The sequence below is a fragment of the Rhodococcoides kroppenstedtii genome (assembly GCF_900111805.1).
Lineage (GTDB): Bacteria > Actinomycetota > Actinomycetes > Mycobacteriales > Mycobacteriaceae > Rhodococcoides > Rhodococcoides kroppenstedtii.
The window spans coordinates 1-14,565 of record NZ_FOJN01000001.1; the positions used below are offsets into that span (position 1 = coordinate 1).

General features: G+C 70.6%; 15 protein-coding genes. 6 read left to right on the top strand and 9 right to left on the bottom strand.

Translation table 11 applies throughout. The features are described 5' to 3' along the window. Both BMZ18_RS20275 and recG read right to left on the bottom strand, forming a co-directional pair. Positions 1-165, bottom strand: a 165-nt coding sequence (locus BMZ18_RS20275) for a biotin carboxylase N-terminal domain-containing protein (RefSeq protein ID WP_139203688.1), incomplete at its 3' end; no start/stop codon positions are given. Positions 166-201: 36 nt separating this feature from the next. Then, the gene (recG, locus tag BMZ18_RS00010) at positions 202-2,466 is read right to left on the bottom strand and encodes an ATP-dependent DNA helicase RecG (protein WP_068366555.1); all 2,265 of its coding nucleotides are present in this window, start codon (positions 2,464-2,466) and stop codon (positions 202-204) included. 299 nt (positions 2,467-2,765) lie between these two features. On the opposite strand from recG, the gene rpmB reads away from it, so the two are divergent. Both rpmB and BMZ18_RS00020 read left to right on the top strand, forming a co-directional pair. Continuing rightward, on the top strand, positions 2,766-2,957 hold the full coding sequence (rpmB, locus tag BMZ18_RS00015) for a 50S ribosomal protein L28 (protein ID WP_068100597.1): 192 nt from the start codon (positions 2,766-2,768) through the stop codon (positions 2,955-2,957). A 113-nt stretch (positions 2,958-3,070) separates the two neighbouring features. Beyond that, complete coding sequence (locus BMZ18_RS00020; protein WP_068366557.1) at positions 3,071-3,862, top strand: enoyl-CoA hydratase/isomerase family protein; 792 nt, start codon at positions 3,071-3,073, stop codon at positions 3,860-3,862. 19 nt (positions 3,863-3,881) lie between these two features. On the opposite strand, the gene BMZ18_RS00025 is transcribed toward BMZ18_RS00020, so the two are convergent. From BMZ18_RS00025 to BMZ18_RS00035, 3 genes are read right to left on the bottom strand one after another with little or no spacing between them, the layout of a single operon-like run. Beyond that, the gene (locus tag BMZ18_RS00025; RefSeq protein WP_068366560.1) at positions 3,882-4,547 is read right to left on the bottom strand and encodes a uracil-DNA glycosylase; all 666 of its coding nucleotides are present in this window, start codon (positions 4,545-4,547) and stop codon (positions 3,882-3,884) included. Then, positions 4,544-5,053 carry a GNAT family N-acetyltransferase gene (locus tag BMZ18_RS00030; protein ID WP_244516357.1) on the bottom strand — a complete coding sequence of 170 codons (510 nt, stop codon included), beginning with the start codon at positions 5,051-5,053 and terminating at the stop codon, positions 4,544-4,546. Before BMZ18_RS00030 ends, BMZ18_RS00025 begins: the two co-directional genes overlap by 4 nt. After that, on the bottom strand, positions 5,038-6,033 hold the full coding sequence (locus tag BMZ18_RS00035; protein ID WP_212634866.1) for a thiamine-phosphate kinase: 996 nt from the start codon (positions 6,031-6,033) through the stop codon (positions 5,038-5,040). The genes BMZ18_RS00030 and BMZ18_RS00035 overlap by 16 nt, the downstream gene beginning before the upstream one ends. Positions 6,034-6,195: 162 nt before the next feature. Between BMZ18_RS00035 and BMZ18_RS00040 the strand changes: the two genes are divergently transcribed. Beyond that, a complete protein-coding gene (locus tag BMZ18_RS00040; RefSeq protein WP_068364428.1) occupies positions 6,196-6,750 on the top strand; it encodes a DUF3515 domain-containing protein in 555 nt (184 codons plus the stop codon). Here BMZ18_RS00040 and BMZ18_RS00045 read toward each other — a convergent pair. Then, positions 6,747-7,832, bottom strand: coding sequence for a D-alanine--D-alanine ligase family protein (locus BMZ18_RS00045; protein ID WP_244516358.1), 1,086 nt, complete (start codon positions 7,830-7,832; stop codon positions 6,747-6,749). The two genes, BMZ18_RS00040 and BMZ18_RS00045, sit on opposite strands and share 4 nt — an antisense overlap. 22 nt (positions 7,833-7,854) lie before the next feature. Beyond that, on the bottom strand, positions 7,855-8,853 hold the full coding sequence (locus BMZ18_RS00050) for an NAD(P)H-dependent glycerol-3-phosphate dehydrogenase (protein ID WP_068364449.1): 999 nt from the start codon (positions 8,851-8,853) through the stop codon (positions 7,855-7,857). 144 nt (positions 8,854-8,997) lie between these two features. On the opposite strand from BMZ18_RS00050, the gene cofC reads away from it, so the two are divergent. Genes cofC through BMZ18_RS00065 form a run of 3 tightly spaced genes read left to right on the top strand, consistent with a single transcriptional unit; the run spans position 8,998 to position 12,911 of the window. Further along, on the top strand, positions 8,998-9,732 hold the full coding sequence (gene cofC, locus BMZ18_RS00055; protein WP_068364435.1) for a 2-phospho-L-lactate guanylyltransferase: 735 nt from the start codon (positions 8,998-9,000) through the stop codon (positions 9,730-9,732). Positions 9,733-9,762: 30 nt separating this feature from the next. Beyond that, the gene (locus BMZ18_RS00060; protein WP_082895107.1) at positions 9,763-11,985 is read left to right on the top strand and encodes an RNA degradosome polyphosphate kinase; all 2,223 of its coding nucleotides are present in this window, start codon (positions 9,763-9,765) and stop codon (positions 11,983-11,985) included. Between the two features lie 11 nt (positions 11,986-11,996). Beyond that, positions 11,997-12,911 carry an NUDIX hydrolase gene (locus BMZ18_RS00065; protein WP_068100579.1) on the top strand — a complete coding sequence of 305 codons (915 nt, stop codon included), beginning with the start codon at positions 11,997-11,999 and terminating at the stop codon, positions 12,909-12,911. A 90-nt stretch (positions 12,912-13,001) separates the two neighbouring features. On the opposite strand, the gene BMZ18_RS00070 is transcribed toward BMZ18_RS00065, so the two are convergent. Next, entirely contained in the window at positions 13,002-13,745 is a 744-nt protein-coding gene (locus BMZ18_RS00070; protein WP_068100576.1) for an HU family DNA-binding protein, read from the bottom strand. A 212-nt stretch (positions 13,746-13,957) separates the two neighbouring features. Next, on the bottom strand, positions 13,958-14,560 hold the full coding sequence (gene leuD / locus BMZ18_RS00075; RefSeq protein ID WP_068364438.1) for a 3-isopropylmalate dehydratase small subunit: 603 nt from the start codon (positions 14,558-14,560) through the stop codon (positions 13,958-13,960). Positions 14,561-14,565 lie beyond the last annotated feature (5 nt).

Genomic DNA, 14,565 nt, shown 5'->3' on the forward strand with positions numbered 1-14,565 from the left:
ACCCGGCTCCCCGATCTCGTACGCCTCGTCGGCCTTGGTGCGATGCACCGAGTTGCGGTCCTCGAACGGGAACACCGCCACCGTGTCCGCACCCAGCTCGTACGCCGCACGAAAGCCGCGGATCGCGATCTCGCCGCGATTGGCCACCAACACCTTGCTGAACATGTGCGTCAACCTACTTTCCGTACGGCCATCGGGGGGTCATGCCTTGTCGAGGAAGTCCACGCGGGTCGCATCCCACGCCGAGCGCATCATGCCCGCCAAACCGGGATGGCGGGTCAGTCCGGGATCTTCCGCCACCACGCGCTGCGCGAATTCTCGTGCGGCCACGATGATGTCGAGGTGATCGAGCACCGAGAGCAAGCGAAGATTGCTGCGCGTGCCCGACTGGTCGGCGCCGAGCACGTTGCCTTCCCGGCGCTGGCGGAGGTCGAGCAGGGCGAGCTCGAATCCGTCGGTCGTTCCGGCCACCGCCTGCAACCGGTTCAGAGACGGTGAGTGCGGCCCCACGTCGGTGACCAGGATGCACAACCCCGGGTGCCCGCCGCGGCCGACACGACCGCGCAGCTGGTGCAACTGACTGACCCCGAAGCGGTCGGCATCCATCACCACCATCGTGGTGGCATTGGGGACGTCCACGCCGACCTCGACGACCGTGGTGCAGACCAGGACGTCGATCTCGCCGTGGTCGAAGGCCGTCATCACGGCGTCCTTCTCGTCGGCGGGCAGGCGGCCGTGGAGCAGTCCCACCCGGACACCCGACAGCGGTCCCGACCGCAGCGCCTCGAACACGTCGAGGGCGGCGGCCGTGGTCGGTGCGTTCTCGTCCTCGCCCTCGTCCGACGCGGACCGACGGGAGGACTTCTTGGCTCGGCGCGGCGGTGGGGTGTCCTCGTCCTCGCCGATCCGCGAGCACACCACGTAGGCCTGGCGCCCGGCGGCCACCTCTTCCGTGATGCGTGCCCAGGCTCGCTCCACCCAGCGCGGATGGGACCGGGCCGGGACCACCGACGTCGCGATCGGGGACCGGCCGCGCGGGAGTTCGCGCAGCGTCGAGGTGTCCAGGTCCCCCAGCGTGGTCATGGCGATGGTGCGCGGGATCGGCGTCGCGGTCATGACCAGCAGATGTGGGCTGATGTCACCACGCGCCTTGGCGCGCAGCATGTCTCGCTGCTCGACGCCGAATCGGTGCTGCTCGTCGACCACGACCATCCCGAGGTCGAAGAACGACACGGACTCCTGGATGAGCGCGTGCGTGCCGATCACGATGCCGGCGTCCCCGCTGACCACCGCGAGCAGTGCCGCCCGCCGCGCAGCCGTCGACATCGAGCCGGTCAACAGCACCACTCGGGTCGCGCGCTCCGGCGCCCCCAGTTCACCCGCCGTCGCCAGCGCACCGAGCTGAGCCGTGATCGACCGATGGTGTTGCGTCGCGAGCACTTCGGTGGGTGCGAGCAGCGCGCACTGATATCCGGCGTCGAGAACCTGCAGCATGGCGCGCAACGCCACGATGGTCTTGCCGGAACCCACCTCGCCCTGGAGTAGCCGGTTCATCGGATGCGGAGCGGAGAGATCGGTCCCGATCTCCTCCGCGACCGTTCTCTGACCGTCGGTGAGCTCGAACGGCAGGTCGTCGTCGAACGCCGCTGCCAGACCGTCGCGCCGGGGCGGACAGGCGGGCGCCGGCCGCGCGGCCGCCGATTGCCGACGGGTGGCCAGGACCAACTGCACGGCGGCGGCCTCGTCGAACCGGAGGCGATGGCGCGCGGCCTCGGCGTCGTCCTTCGACGCCGGGAAGTGGACGGCGCGCAGCGCATGGTCGAGGGGAGACAGTGCTTCCCGCGCCCGGACCACGTCGGGCAACGGGTCCTCGACGGGGTCGAGGTCCTCGAGAACCCTGCGGGTGCACCACAGGATGTCCCAGGATTCGATGCCCGCCGCCGCCGGATACACGGGAAGGAAGGGCAGCGCACGGACCGCGGCGTCCATGGCCTGACCCACTCCTCGACGCGGCCCGGCCGAGGCGTCGCCGCGCGAGATCAGATCCGACTCGTCGTCGTCGAGCACGAGGTACCGGGGGTGACTCAGACTCCACTTCGAGCGCCAGTACTTCACGGTGCCCGAGAACATCACCCGCTGGTCCTTCTTGATGGCGTGCTTCACGCGGGCCCCGTTGAAGAAGGTGGCCTTGACGTGCTGCCCGTCGCAGTCGATGGTGACCTCGAGCACGCTGATGCCGCGCTTGCCGCGGCGGGGGAAGAGCTCGCACTTGTCCACCCTGCCGACCACGGTGACGTGGTCGCCCTCGTACGGGTCGGTGGACCCCAGGCCGCTGCCCTGCGAGACGTAGCGCGACGGGACGTAGCGCAGCAGGTCCCCGACGGTGATCAGCTCGAACGACTCCTCCAGGGCGCGGGCCACACCCGTCTCGAGCACGGCGCTCAGCCGGTCGTCGAAATGTGTCACCGCACCCCTGTCCGTCCTACCGGCATCGCTGTCCTGCCGACCCTCGACCTCGACGGCCCTCCGTCGATCGCGTGCTCGGCATCCTCTCACCCGGTACCGTCACGGTCGTTCGCCACGCTCCGCCGTGACCCCGGTTTGGCCTGACGGGTCCCTGGCGCTAGTCTTGCAGGGTTGCGTTCGCCGGTTCGGCATGTCCGGATGTGCTGCGGACGCGAAGCTTCACCCCCTCATGATGTCCTGCAGTACCGATCGCGGCGCGCCGCATCGGTCTCACCACGAAGACCAAGGAGTTCGCGACTATGGCTGCCGTCTGCGACGTTTGCGCCAAGGGACCCGGCTTCGGTAAGTCGGTTTCGCACTCGCACCGCCGTACCAACCGTCGCTGGAACCCCAACATCCAGACCGTCCGTGCACAGGTCGCGCCGGGCAACACCCGCCGCCTCAACGTGTGCACCTCGTGCCTCAAGGCCGGCAAGGTGGTCCGGGGCTGACGTTCCCGCACGTTCCGAATCATCGGCGCTGCCCGACACCCTCGGTGTCGGGCAGCGCCCTTTTCGCGTTCCCGGCGGGTCGCCGACGTGACCGGTCCGGTTAGGGTCGGACGATGAGCATCGAGGAGACAGCCCCGACCGAGCCTCCCGTCGCCGTCCAGGACGGCGTGCTGCGCGTGCGCGTGGCCGCCCCCGGATCGGGCAGCGTGCTCGACGGTCACGCGATGGGCGACGGCGCGAGGGCATTGGAATACCTCGACGCCTCGGTCGGCGCGATTCTCTTGGTCGGCGGGGCCACCAACTTCTGCGGCGGTGGCGACGTCGCCGCCTTTCATGCGGCGCCCGAGCGCGGCGCGTTCGTCCACCAGCTCGCCGACCGATTCCATCGGTTCGTCCGCGCTCTCGCGGCGGCACCGGTTCCGGTGGTGGCCGGTGTCCCCGGGTGGGCTGCCGGTGCCGGCATGTCGCTGGTGTGCCACACCGACATCGCCATCGGTGGTCGCTCGACCAAGCTCCGACCGGCCTATCCCGCCCTCGGCTTCACCCCGGACGGTGGACTGACCTGGGCCCTGCCCCGCATCGTCGGGGTCCGCCGCGCCCGCGACATCCTGTTGACCGACGCGGTGCTGGGGTCGGACGAGGCCAACCGCCTCGGACTGCTCACCCGACTCGTCGGCGACGACGTCATCGTGTCGGAGGCAGAGCGGCTGGCGCGGACGCTCGCCGCCGGACCGACCGCCACGGTTCGCCGCACCAAGGAGTTGCTGCTGGCGTCCGCCGGGGCGAGCCTCGACGAGCAACTGGACGCCGAGACCGCCGCCATCACCGCGTCGGCGGATTCCCCGGACGGCATCGAGGGCGTGGACGCCTTCGTCGAGAAGCGGCGACCGAGCTTCGGGCGATGACGGTGCGACCGACCGCGCCCTAGGGCAACCGCCAGTCGACGGGGCGCTCCCCCATCGCGACGAGGTGGCCGTTCACGGTGCTGAACGGGCGGGAGCCGAAGAATCCTCGCGACGCGGAGAGCGGCGACGGGTGAACGGACGAGACGATCGGCGTCGAGCCGAGAAGCGGTGCGGCCGTGGCGGCGTCGCGACCCCAGAGCACCGCGACCAGCGGCCGCCCCCGCTCGGCGAGCGCGGTGATCGCGCACGCGGTGATCGCTTCCCACCCGGCGCGACGATGCGAGGCCGCGGCACCGGGTCGGACCGTGAGCACCCGATTGAGCAGCAGCACACCGCGATCCGCCCACGGTGTGAGATCGCCGGTGGTCGGTCGGGGCAGATCGAGATCCGCGACGTACTCGGTGAAGACGTTGTGCAGGCTCCGCGGTACGGGAGCGACGTCGGGAGCGACCGAGAAGCTCAGTCCCACTGCGTGTCCCGGCGTCGGATAGGGATCCTGGCCGACGAGCAGGACACGGACGTCGTCGAACGGGCGCTCGAAGGCGCGCAGCACGTTCTCCCGCGCGGGCAGCACCTCTCGGCCCTCGGCGATCTCGGCGTCGACGAAGTCCGCCATCGCCGCCAGCCGGTCCGCCACCGGCTCGAGCGCTCGAGCCCAGCCGGGGTCGATCGGTCCGAACGTCATGCGGCGCCCGCCGTGCCGAGGTCCTTCACCATGCACACCGACTGCTCCTCGTGTCGGTACAACCCGAACTTCGGCACCAGCGGTCGGTATCCGCTCGAGGTGTAGAGCCCTATGGCTTCGGGCTGCCGCAGGCCCGTCTCCAACACGAGCCGGCCCCGTCCGGCCGCGGCGGCCGAGTCCTCGATCGCGTGGAGCAACGCCCGCGCCGCTCCCCGCCCCCGGGCCCGCGGGCGGACGTACATGCGTTTGATCTCCGCATCCCCCGGCAACAACCCCGCGGCTTCCGGGCCGTCGTCGTGTCCCCGCCATCCACCCATTCCGACCGCTCCCTCGGCGTCGCCGACGACGAACAGCAGCCCGACGGGCGGCAGGAACTCCTCGACGCGCAGCGGCGTGGAATCCGGTCCACCGTAACGGCGGACGTACTCCTGCTGGACCTCGTCGATCATGTCGACCACGTCGCGATCGTCCAGGCGCGCGGTCCGCGGCGTCAGAAGCTCGTCCACCCGCGTACCCCCGTCCACTCGGATCCGTCGACGGTCACGATGCCCGCGCCTCCCTCCCCGCGATCTCCTACACCGCCGACGACGGTCCACCCCGACGGCAGTGCGGTGTCCGCCGGGAACGTGGCCAGCAGCACGTGATCCTCTCCCCCGCCGAGCACCCAGTCGAGGACGTCGGCGCCCAGTTCCGTGGCCGCCTCCCGCAGCGCGGGCGGGACCGGCAGACGAGCGGACTCGACGGCGAGCACGACGCCCGACGCGACCGCCAGGTGCGCGGCGTCCGCGAGCAGTCCGTCCGAGACGTCGCACATCGCCGTCGCACCCGCCCGCGCGGCCGCCGGACCGGCGTCGTAGTCGGGCTGCGGAACACGATGCGCCGCCAGCAGATCGGGGTGGTCCTCGACCTCGGCCACGAACAGTGCGTACCCGGCGGCGGACGCCCCGGTGGGTCCGGACACCGCCAGGACGTCGCCGGGCCGGGCGCCGTCACGGCGGATCGGCGGCGCGCCCGCGAGGTCGCCCACCGCCGTGACCGAGACCACGAGGTGATCGCCGGCCGTCACGTCACCGCCGACGACAGCGCCGCCGGCCCTGCTCGCCTCGTCCCACAACCCGGCGTTCAGGTCCTCCGCCTCGGCGACCGTCAGGTCGGCCGGGCAGGACAGCGCCACCACGAAGGCGGTGGACCGGGCCCCCATGGCGGCGATGTCGGCGCCGTTCTGCGCAATGGCCTTGCGGCCGATGTCCCGCGGGCCGGACCAGTCGCGGCGGAAATGGCGTCCCTCGACGAGCATGTCGGTGGTGATCACGACGCGTCCGTCGGCCGCGGTGACGACGGCCGCGTCGTCCCCCGGTCCGAGGAGCACGGAATCGGGGTAGGTCCGCCCGGCGGTGACCCGGGCGATCAGACCGAACTCGCCGAGGCTGTCCACGGGAGGGGACGTCTCGGCGTCGTCGGGGGTGGTGGGGGTGTCGCGACTCACGACGGCAGGTGTCCCTTCGGGGAGGTCTCGGCGGACCCGGACCGGCGCGCGCTGCGCCGAGGTCCATCGTCGCGCACCGGGGCACGCCGCCGGGTGCGGGGGTGGGCGGTCGCGTAGCGTCGAGCGTCGACGGCAGCACGATCGACGACGGGTGGTGGCACGGTGAGCAGCGACGAGACCGAGGACCGGAGACACCCGGCGCTGGTGGCCACCGCCATCGCCCTCCCCGTCGCCCTGGTGGTCGGCGTGATCGTCGCGGCGGTGCTCGCGACCCGCGCACCCGAGCAGGGCCCGGTGGCCCTCGGCACCGTGCCCGCCCCCGATGCCGAGTCGGCCGACTGCGCGTCGTTGCTCGGTGCGCTGCCCGACGAGTTCGACTCCTTCACCCGCGCGGCACTGGTCGATCCGGCCCCGGCCGGCGCAGCCGCCTGGCAGTCCCCCGACGTCGCCGAGCCGGTGGTGCTGCGGTGCGGACTGGAGCGCCCGGCCGAGTTCGATCGAGCCTCGCGTCTGGACGTGATCGACGACGTGCAGTGGTTCCCGGTGTCGGGCGACGCCCAGGGCATCGACGCCACCACGTGGTACGCGGTGGACCGCCCGGTCTACGTCGCCGTGACCGTACCGACGGGGACGGGACCCACACCGCTGCAAGCGATCACGGCCGTCGTCTCGCAGACTCTCGCCGCCGGTCCGATCGATCCGAACCCGATCAACTAGCGCAGGCCGGTACCGCGCGCCAACGCCGTCTCGACGAGGGTGCCCACGAGGTGCGCGTAGTCGATGCCCGCGGCCTCCCACATGCGCGGGTACATCGAGATCGACGTGAAGCCGGGCATGGTGTTGATCTCGTTGATCACGGGGCCGTCGTCGGTGACGAAGAAGTCGACCCGCGCGAGCCCCTGGCAGTCGAGCGCCCGGAAGGCCGCGACGGCGATCTCCCGGATGCGATCGGATGTCGCGTCGTCCAGCCGGGCCGGGATGTCGAACTCGCACACGTCGTCGAGATACTTCGAGTCGAAGTCGTAGAAGGCGTCGTCACGGTCGGAGTCCGGCATACGGATCTCGGCGACCACACTCGCGGATACCGACCCGTCGGGCATCTCGAGGACACCGCACTCCACCTCGCGGCCGACGACGGCGGCCTCGACGACCACCTTCGGATCGTGTTCGCGGGCCGCGCGGACGGCCGCATCGAGGTCGGCCCAGTCGGTGACGCGGCTGATGCCGATGGACGATCCACCGCGGGCGGGTTTGACGAAGACCGGCAGCCCGAGGCTCTCCCGCTCGGCAGCGTCCAGGGTGTCGCGATCCCGGCGCAGCACCACCTGGCGACCGATGGGTAGCCCCTCGGCGGCCAGCAGCTTCTTGGTGAATTCCTTGTCCATCGCCGCGGCGCTCGCGAGAACCCCCGGACCCACGTAAGGCACTCCGACGACCTCGAAGAGGCCCTGCACCGTGCCGTCCTCGCCGTACGCACCGTGCAGGACGGGGAAGACGACGTCGACGGTCTCGGTGGTCTCGGCGCCCGCGGAGGACATCCGGCCGGGGTCGGCGGCGTCGACGGTCAGCGCGAGCGGTTCGGCGTCCTCTACCGTCGGCATCGCGCGATCGAGGATGCGCAGCCGCTCCGGATCGGCCGTACCCCGGACCCAGGTGCCCGACCGGGTGATGCCGACGGGCACGACGTCGAAACGCTCGGGGTCGAGATGGCGCATGATGCTGCCGGCGGACACGCACGACACCGCGTGCTCGTTGCTGCGGCCGCCGTAGACGACGGCCACCCTGATGCGCTCACTCACGTGAGCACCGTACCCGTCCGGGTCACTCCGGCTTGTGACGCCGCCCCAACAGTCCGTGCACCGCGCCCTGAACCGACAGACCCTCGTGACAGACCCGATGGACGGCATCGGTGAGCGGCATCTCGACGTCGTACGCCTCCGCGAGAGCGCGAATCGACGTGCAGGACTTGACCCCTTCGGCGACCTGCCCGTGCGCCGCCTCCTGCGCGCTCTCGAGGGTGCCGCCCGCACCGAGGTTCTCGCCGAACGTGCGGTTGCGCGACAACGGCGACGAGCAGGTGGCGACGAGATCACCGACGCCGGCGAGACCGGCGAGCGTCGACGGATTGGCTCCCAGCGCGACGCCGAGCCGGGTGACCTCGGCGAGGCCGCGAGTGATGATGCTGGCGACGGAGTTGGTCCCGAATCCGACCCCGGCGGCCATCCCGCACGCGAGGGCGATCACGTTCTTGCACGCACCGCCGATCTCGCAGCCGATCACGTCGGAGTTGGTGTAGGGGCGGAAGTACTTGGTGGCGCACGCCGCCTGCAGCGCGATGGCGCGGTTAGAGTCCGGGCAGGCGATGACCGTGGCCGTCGGCTGCTCCGCGGCGATCTCTTTGGCCAGGTTCGGCCCCGACAGCGTGCCCACCCGCGACGGATCGGCACCGGTGACCTGACACACCACCTGTGTCATGCGCATGAGCGTGCCGGTCTCGATGCCCTTCGCGAGCGAGAGCAAAGTCACGTCGTCGCCGATGAGCGGCGCCCACTCGACGAGGTTCTCCCGCAACGACTGGGACGGCACCGCGAGGACCACCGTGCAGGCACCGTTCAGGGCGACCGCCGCGTCGTGCGTGGCTCGAATACCGTGCGGCAACGGCACACCGGGCAGGTAGTCCGGGTTCTCGTGGTCCTCGGAGATGGACCGCGCGAGCTCCTCGCGCCGCGCCCACATGGTGACCTCGGTGCCGGCGTCGGCCAGGACCTTCGCGAATGCCGTACCCCAGGAACCGGACCCGAGCACCGCTGCCTTCACCATCGCCGAGCCTCCGAGCGTCGTCTCCTCCGACCGCGGGGCTCCGCCGATCGTGGTGCACACAGTAGCCATCCGGGCCGTCGCCCGGGCCGCCATCCGGGACCGCGTTCCGAACGAGTCCGGGCAGCACTGGCAGGATCGACGATCATGACCACGTCGCCGCACACCGGGACCCCGGCCGCGCCCGGCGACCCGAATTCCCGTGTGCACGTCGTGCTGGCGGTGAAGAATCTCGCGGGCGCGAAGAGCCGGTTGGCCACCGCTTTGCCGGGATCGCGCCGGGCGGACCTGGTGGTGGCCATGCTGCTCGACACGGCCACGGCCGCCGCGTCGTCGTCGTTGGTCGTCGGGTGGTCGGTGGTGACGCCCGACCCACGGGTCGCGGACGCCGCAGCGCGGGCGGGCGCGACGACGGTGTCGGAACCGGACTTGCCGGTGTCGGACCCCACCGCACCGGGCGGTGTCGACGGTCTCAACCGTGCGCTGAGCGCGGCGCACGACGCGGTGCGCGGGAGCGGAGTCGACGTCGTCGCGTTGGCGGCGGACCTCCCCGCTCTCACGACTGCGGAATTCGACGCGGCGTACCGGGCCGCGACGCCGACGGGTCGCTCGGTGGTGGCCGACCACACCGGGCTCGGCACGTCCGCTCTCGTCGTCCGTGGCTCGGGGGTCGATCTGCGTCCCCTCTTCGGGCCGGATTCGGCCGCGCGCCACGTCTCCTCGGGGGCCGTCGCCCTGACGGGATCGTGGCCGGGCCTGCGGCTGGACGTCGACACCGAGGACGACGTCCGTCGTGCCGTCGCTCTGGGGGTGGGCGACCGCACCCTCGCCGTGCTGACGAACGCCGGGTGGCCGGTGGGTGAACACCGATCGCGGCAGTGACCGGGTGCCCATCGACTCGATCGGTGAGGAATGATCGTGAGGGTGAGCGACAAGGTGAGCGAGACCCGCGACGACCCCACCGACGACGGCACGTGGAGCGCCCCGCTGGCCACGGGCCGATCCGCTGCCGGCGAGGGACGCGCGGCACCCGGTGCGCCACCCGCGGCGACGTCGGACACCGCCGTGCCGGTCGACGCCCTCCCCGAGGACCGCTACCTCAACCGCGAGCTCAGCTGGCTCGACTTCAACTCCCGCGTGCTCGCGCTGGCGGAGGACGCCTCCCTGCCGCTGCTCGAGCGGGCGAAGTTCCTGGCGATCTTCGCCAGCAACCTCGACGAGTTCTACATGGTCCGGGTCGCAGGCCTGAAGCGTCGTGACGAGACCGGGTTGTCGGTGCGGTCGGCGGACGGACTGTCGCCGCGCGAGCAACTCTCGCTGATCGCCAAGAGAACCCAGGAGATCGCCGAGCGGCACGCGCGCACCTTCCTCGACAGCATCGTGCCGGAGCTCGCGGCCGAGGGCATCGACATCGTGCGGTGGTCCGAGGTGACCGAGGACGAGCGCGTCCGCCTCACCGAGTACTTCAACAGCCAGGTGTTCCCGGTGCTCACGCCGCTGGCCGTGGACCCTGCCCACCCGTTCCCCTACATCAGCGGCCTGTCGCTCAATCTCGCTGTCACGGTGAAGGATTCGACGACAGGCGGCGAGCACTTCGCCCGCGTCAAGGTGCCGGACAACGTGGACCGCTTCGTGCAGCTGCGGCGCGGCGAGCCGACGTCGATTCCGGCGTTCCTCCCGATGGAGGAGCTGATCGCGGCCCACCTCGACGTCCTCTTCCCCGGCCTGCAGATCGTCGAGCATCACGCCTTCCGCATCACCCGCAACGCCGACTTCGAGGTCGAGGAGGACCGCGACGAGGACCTGCTGCAGGCCCTCGAGCGGGAGTTGGCGCGCCGACGCTTCGGGTCGCCCGTGCGCCTCGAGGTGGCCGACGACATGACCGACCACATGCTCGGACTGTTGTTGCGCGAGTTGGACGTCGACCCCGGTGACGTGATCCAGGTGCCCGGCCTGCTCGACCTGTCGTGCCTGTGGCAGGTGTACGGCGTCGACCGACCGATGCTCAAGGACGCGCCCTTCGTCCCCGCGACGCATTCGGCCTTCGGCGAGCGGGAAACACCCAAGAGCATCTTCTCCACCCTGCGCGACGGCGACGTGCTCCTCCATCACCCGTACGACTCGTTCTCCACCAGCGTGCAACGCTTCATCGAGCAGGCCGCCGCCGACCCGCACGTCCTGGCGATCAAGCAGACGCTCTACCGCACCTCCGGTGATTCGCCGATCGTCAACGCCCTCATCGCGGCGGCCGAGGCGGGCAAGCAGGTGGTGACCCTCGTGGAGATCAAGGCCCGCTTCGACGAGCAGGCCAACATCGCCTGGGCCCGCAAGCTCGAACAGGCGGGTGTGCACGTGGTCTACGGACTGGTGGGACTCAAGACGCACTGCAAGACCTGCCTGGTGGTGCGCCGGGAAGGGTCGACCATCCGGCGCTACTGCCACATCGGCACCGGCAACTACAACCCGAAGACGGCGCGCCTCTACGAGGACGTGGGCCTCATCACGGCGGACGAGGAGATCGGCGCCGACCTCACGGACCTGTTCAACTCCCTCACCGGATACTCGCGCAAGGAGAACTACCGCAACCTCCTGGTCGCCCCGTTCGGGGTGCGTGCCGGCATCGTCGACCGCATCGAGGCGGAGGTCCGAGCACACCGCGAGGGCCGCGACTCCCGCATCCGACTCAAGGCCAACGCGCTCGTCGACGAGCAGGTGATCGACGCGCTGTACTGGGCGTCGTCGGAGGGCGTGCGCGTCGAGGTCGTCGTCCGCGGCATCTGCGCTCTCAAGCCGGGTGTGCCGGGTCTGAGCGAGAACATCGAGGTGCGGTCCATTCTCGGCCGGTTCCTCGAGCACTCGCGCGTACTGCACTTCAAGGCGATCGACGAGTACTGGATCGGCAGCGCGGACATGATGCACCGCAACCTCGATCGCCGTGTCGAGGTCATGGCGCAGGTGCGCGACGGGCGTCTGACCGAGCAACTCGGAGCCATGCTCGACTCCGCGATGGACACGACCACGCGGTGCTGGGTGCTGCAGTCCGACGGGTCCTGGTCGGCGTCTCCGGCGAGCGGTGAGACGGTGCGCGATCACCAGGTCTCGCTCATGCGCCAGCGCCGCTACACCGGATCGTGAGCCGCGGGTCGATGGCCGACACGACCGTGCGCGCCGCGGGTGCCGTTCTGTGGCAACGAGAGACGCCGGACGACGAGCCTCGGGTGGCCGTGGTCCATCGCCCACGGTACGACGACTGGTCGCTGCCCAAGGGCAAGGTGGATCCCGGGGAGATCCCCCTGGTGACCGCCGTGCGCGAGGTGGCCGAGGAGACCGGGTACGACTGCGTTCTCGGGCGCTCCCTCGGGTCGACCACCTATCCCCTGACGCGCGGCCGCACCAAACACGTCGACTACTGGTCCGCGCGCGTCACGGGCGGGGATTTCGTCGCCAACGACGAGGTCGATCGCATGGTCTGGGTGAGCCCGGCGCAGGCCCGCGACACCGTCTCCTACGACGCGGATCGCGAGGTTCTCGCACGGTTCGTCCACGGCCCGCACCCGACGTCGCACGCAGTGCTGGTCCGGCACGCGCGCGCCGGGTCGAAGGCGCGGTACCGCGGCGACGACGCCGAACGCCCGCTCGACAGCGTGGGGGTCCAGCAGGCGGAAGCGCTGGTGCCGGTTCTGACGGCCTTCGGCGGCACCGCGGTCTTCAGCGCGGAGCGCACGCGGTGCGTGCAGACCGTGGCACCGTGGGCCCGGTCGGTCGGTCTGCAGGTGGTCCCGGAGCGCGCCCTCACCGAGGAGACCTACGCCCGCGACCCGGACGTGGTGCGCCGCCGCGTGCGGGACATCGTCGCCACCACACCCGGTGTGCCGGTGATGTGCAGTCAGGGCAAGGTGATTCCGCCCCTGATGGAGTGGTGGGCCGAGCAGGACGGCCTGACCCTCACGCGGACCCGGTCACGGAAGGCGAGCGTCTGGCTCCTCGGTTTCGTCGGCGGGGTGTTGGTGACGGCCGACCACCTCGAATCGCCGCTGCCCGCGTCGGTTCGGGACGACTGACGCCGCGCGGACGTTCCGGACCCCACACGAACACGAGCGAGCCCCGGACCCCGTACGGGAATCCGGGGCTCGCGCGCGTGGTGGGGGTGCCTACTTGCGGGCGGTGCGCTTGGCCGGGGCCTTCTTGGCGGGTGCCTTCTTGGCCGGTGCCGACTTCTTCGCTGCCGCGGTGGTCTTCTTCGCAGCGGTGGTGGTCTTCTTGGCCGCCGTGGACTTGCTCGCCGTCGACTTCGCGGCGGTGGTCTTCTTCGCTGCCGTCTTGGCCGGCGCCTTGGTGGCGGTGGTCTTCTTCGCTGCGGTCTTGGCCGGTGCCTTGGTGGCGGTGGTCTTCTTCGCTGCGGTCTTGGCCGGCGCCTTGGTGGCGGTGGTCTTCTTGGCCGCCGTCTTGGCCGGTGCCGCAGTGGTCTTCTTGGCAGCGGTCTTGGCGGGCGCCTTGGTCGCGGTGGCCTTCGCCGCCGTCGTCTTCTTCGCCGCGGTGGTCTTCTTCGCGGCCGCGGTCTTCTTCGCGGCAGCGGCGGCACCACGCTTGACGGCAGGGCCGGTGGCGGCGAGCTTCTGCCCACCGGCGATGACGGCCTTGAACTGAGCGCCCGGGCGGAAGGCGGGAACCGACGTCGGCTTGACCTTGACCGTCTCACCGGTGCGCGGGTTGCGCGCGACCCGAGCTGCGCGGCGACGCTGCTCGAAGACGCCGAAGCCGGTGATCGTCACCGAGTCACCGCGGTGCACCGCACGCACGATGATGTCGACGATGTTCTCGACGGCATCGGTGGCGCTGCGACGGTCCGCGCCGGTCTTCTCGGTCAGGGCGTCGATCAGTTCTGCCTTGTTCATCGGTCATTCCTCCGCACACTGATGGCCCCTCGTCGGACCGACTGTGTACCACGGTAAACCGCGAAAGCGCACGAGTCCACGACCCGCGCCGTTTCGGCGTGGGTCCGTAAACCGTGTCGTACCAAAGCGTGTCGCGTCGACCGTGCCGAATCGGAGTGCCGTTCGGCGTGCCCTCGGTGCCGCGGGCCGCGGGCTCGGGGCCCGCCGAGAGGTCAGCGAGCGGGCTCGGGGAGGGTGATCGGCTTGTGGGACGGCCGTGTCGTTTCGAACGCGGAAATCGTGTCTACCTGCCGTAACGTCAGGCCGATGTCGTCCAGACCCTCCATCAGACGCCAGCGGGTGTAGTCGTCAATCTCGAAGCGCACCACGGTGGTTCCCGCGGTGATCGTCTTGTTCTCCAGGTCGACGGTCAGCTCGAGCCCCGGCTGTTCGTCGAGCAGTTTCCAGAGGATTTCGACGTCGGCTTGTTCGACGATCGCGGCGAGCAGACCGGCCTTTCCGGCATTTCCGCGGAAGATGTCGGCGAATCGCGACGAGACGACGACGCGGAAACCGAAGTCCGACAGCGCCCACACGGCGTGCTCGCGCGAGGATCCGGTGCCGAAATCCGGCCCCGCCACGAGAACCGAGCCGCGGTCGTACGGCTCGGTGTTCAGAATGAATCCCGGGTCCGACCGCCAGCCCGCGAAAAGCCCGTCCTCGAAGCCGGTGCGGGTGACCCTCTTCAGGTAGACCGCCGGGATGATCTGATCGGTGTCGACGTTGCTGCGGCGCAGCGGAACACCGATGCCGGTGTGCGTGACGAACGGTTCCACGGTGT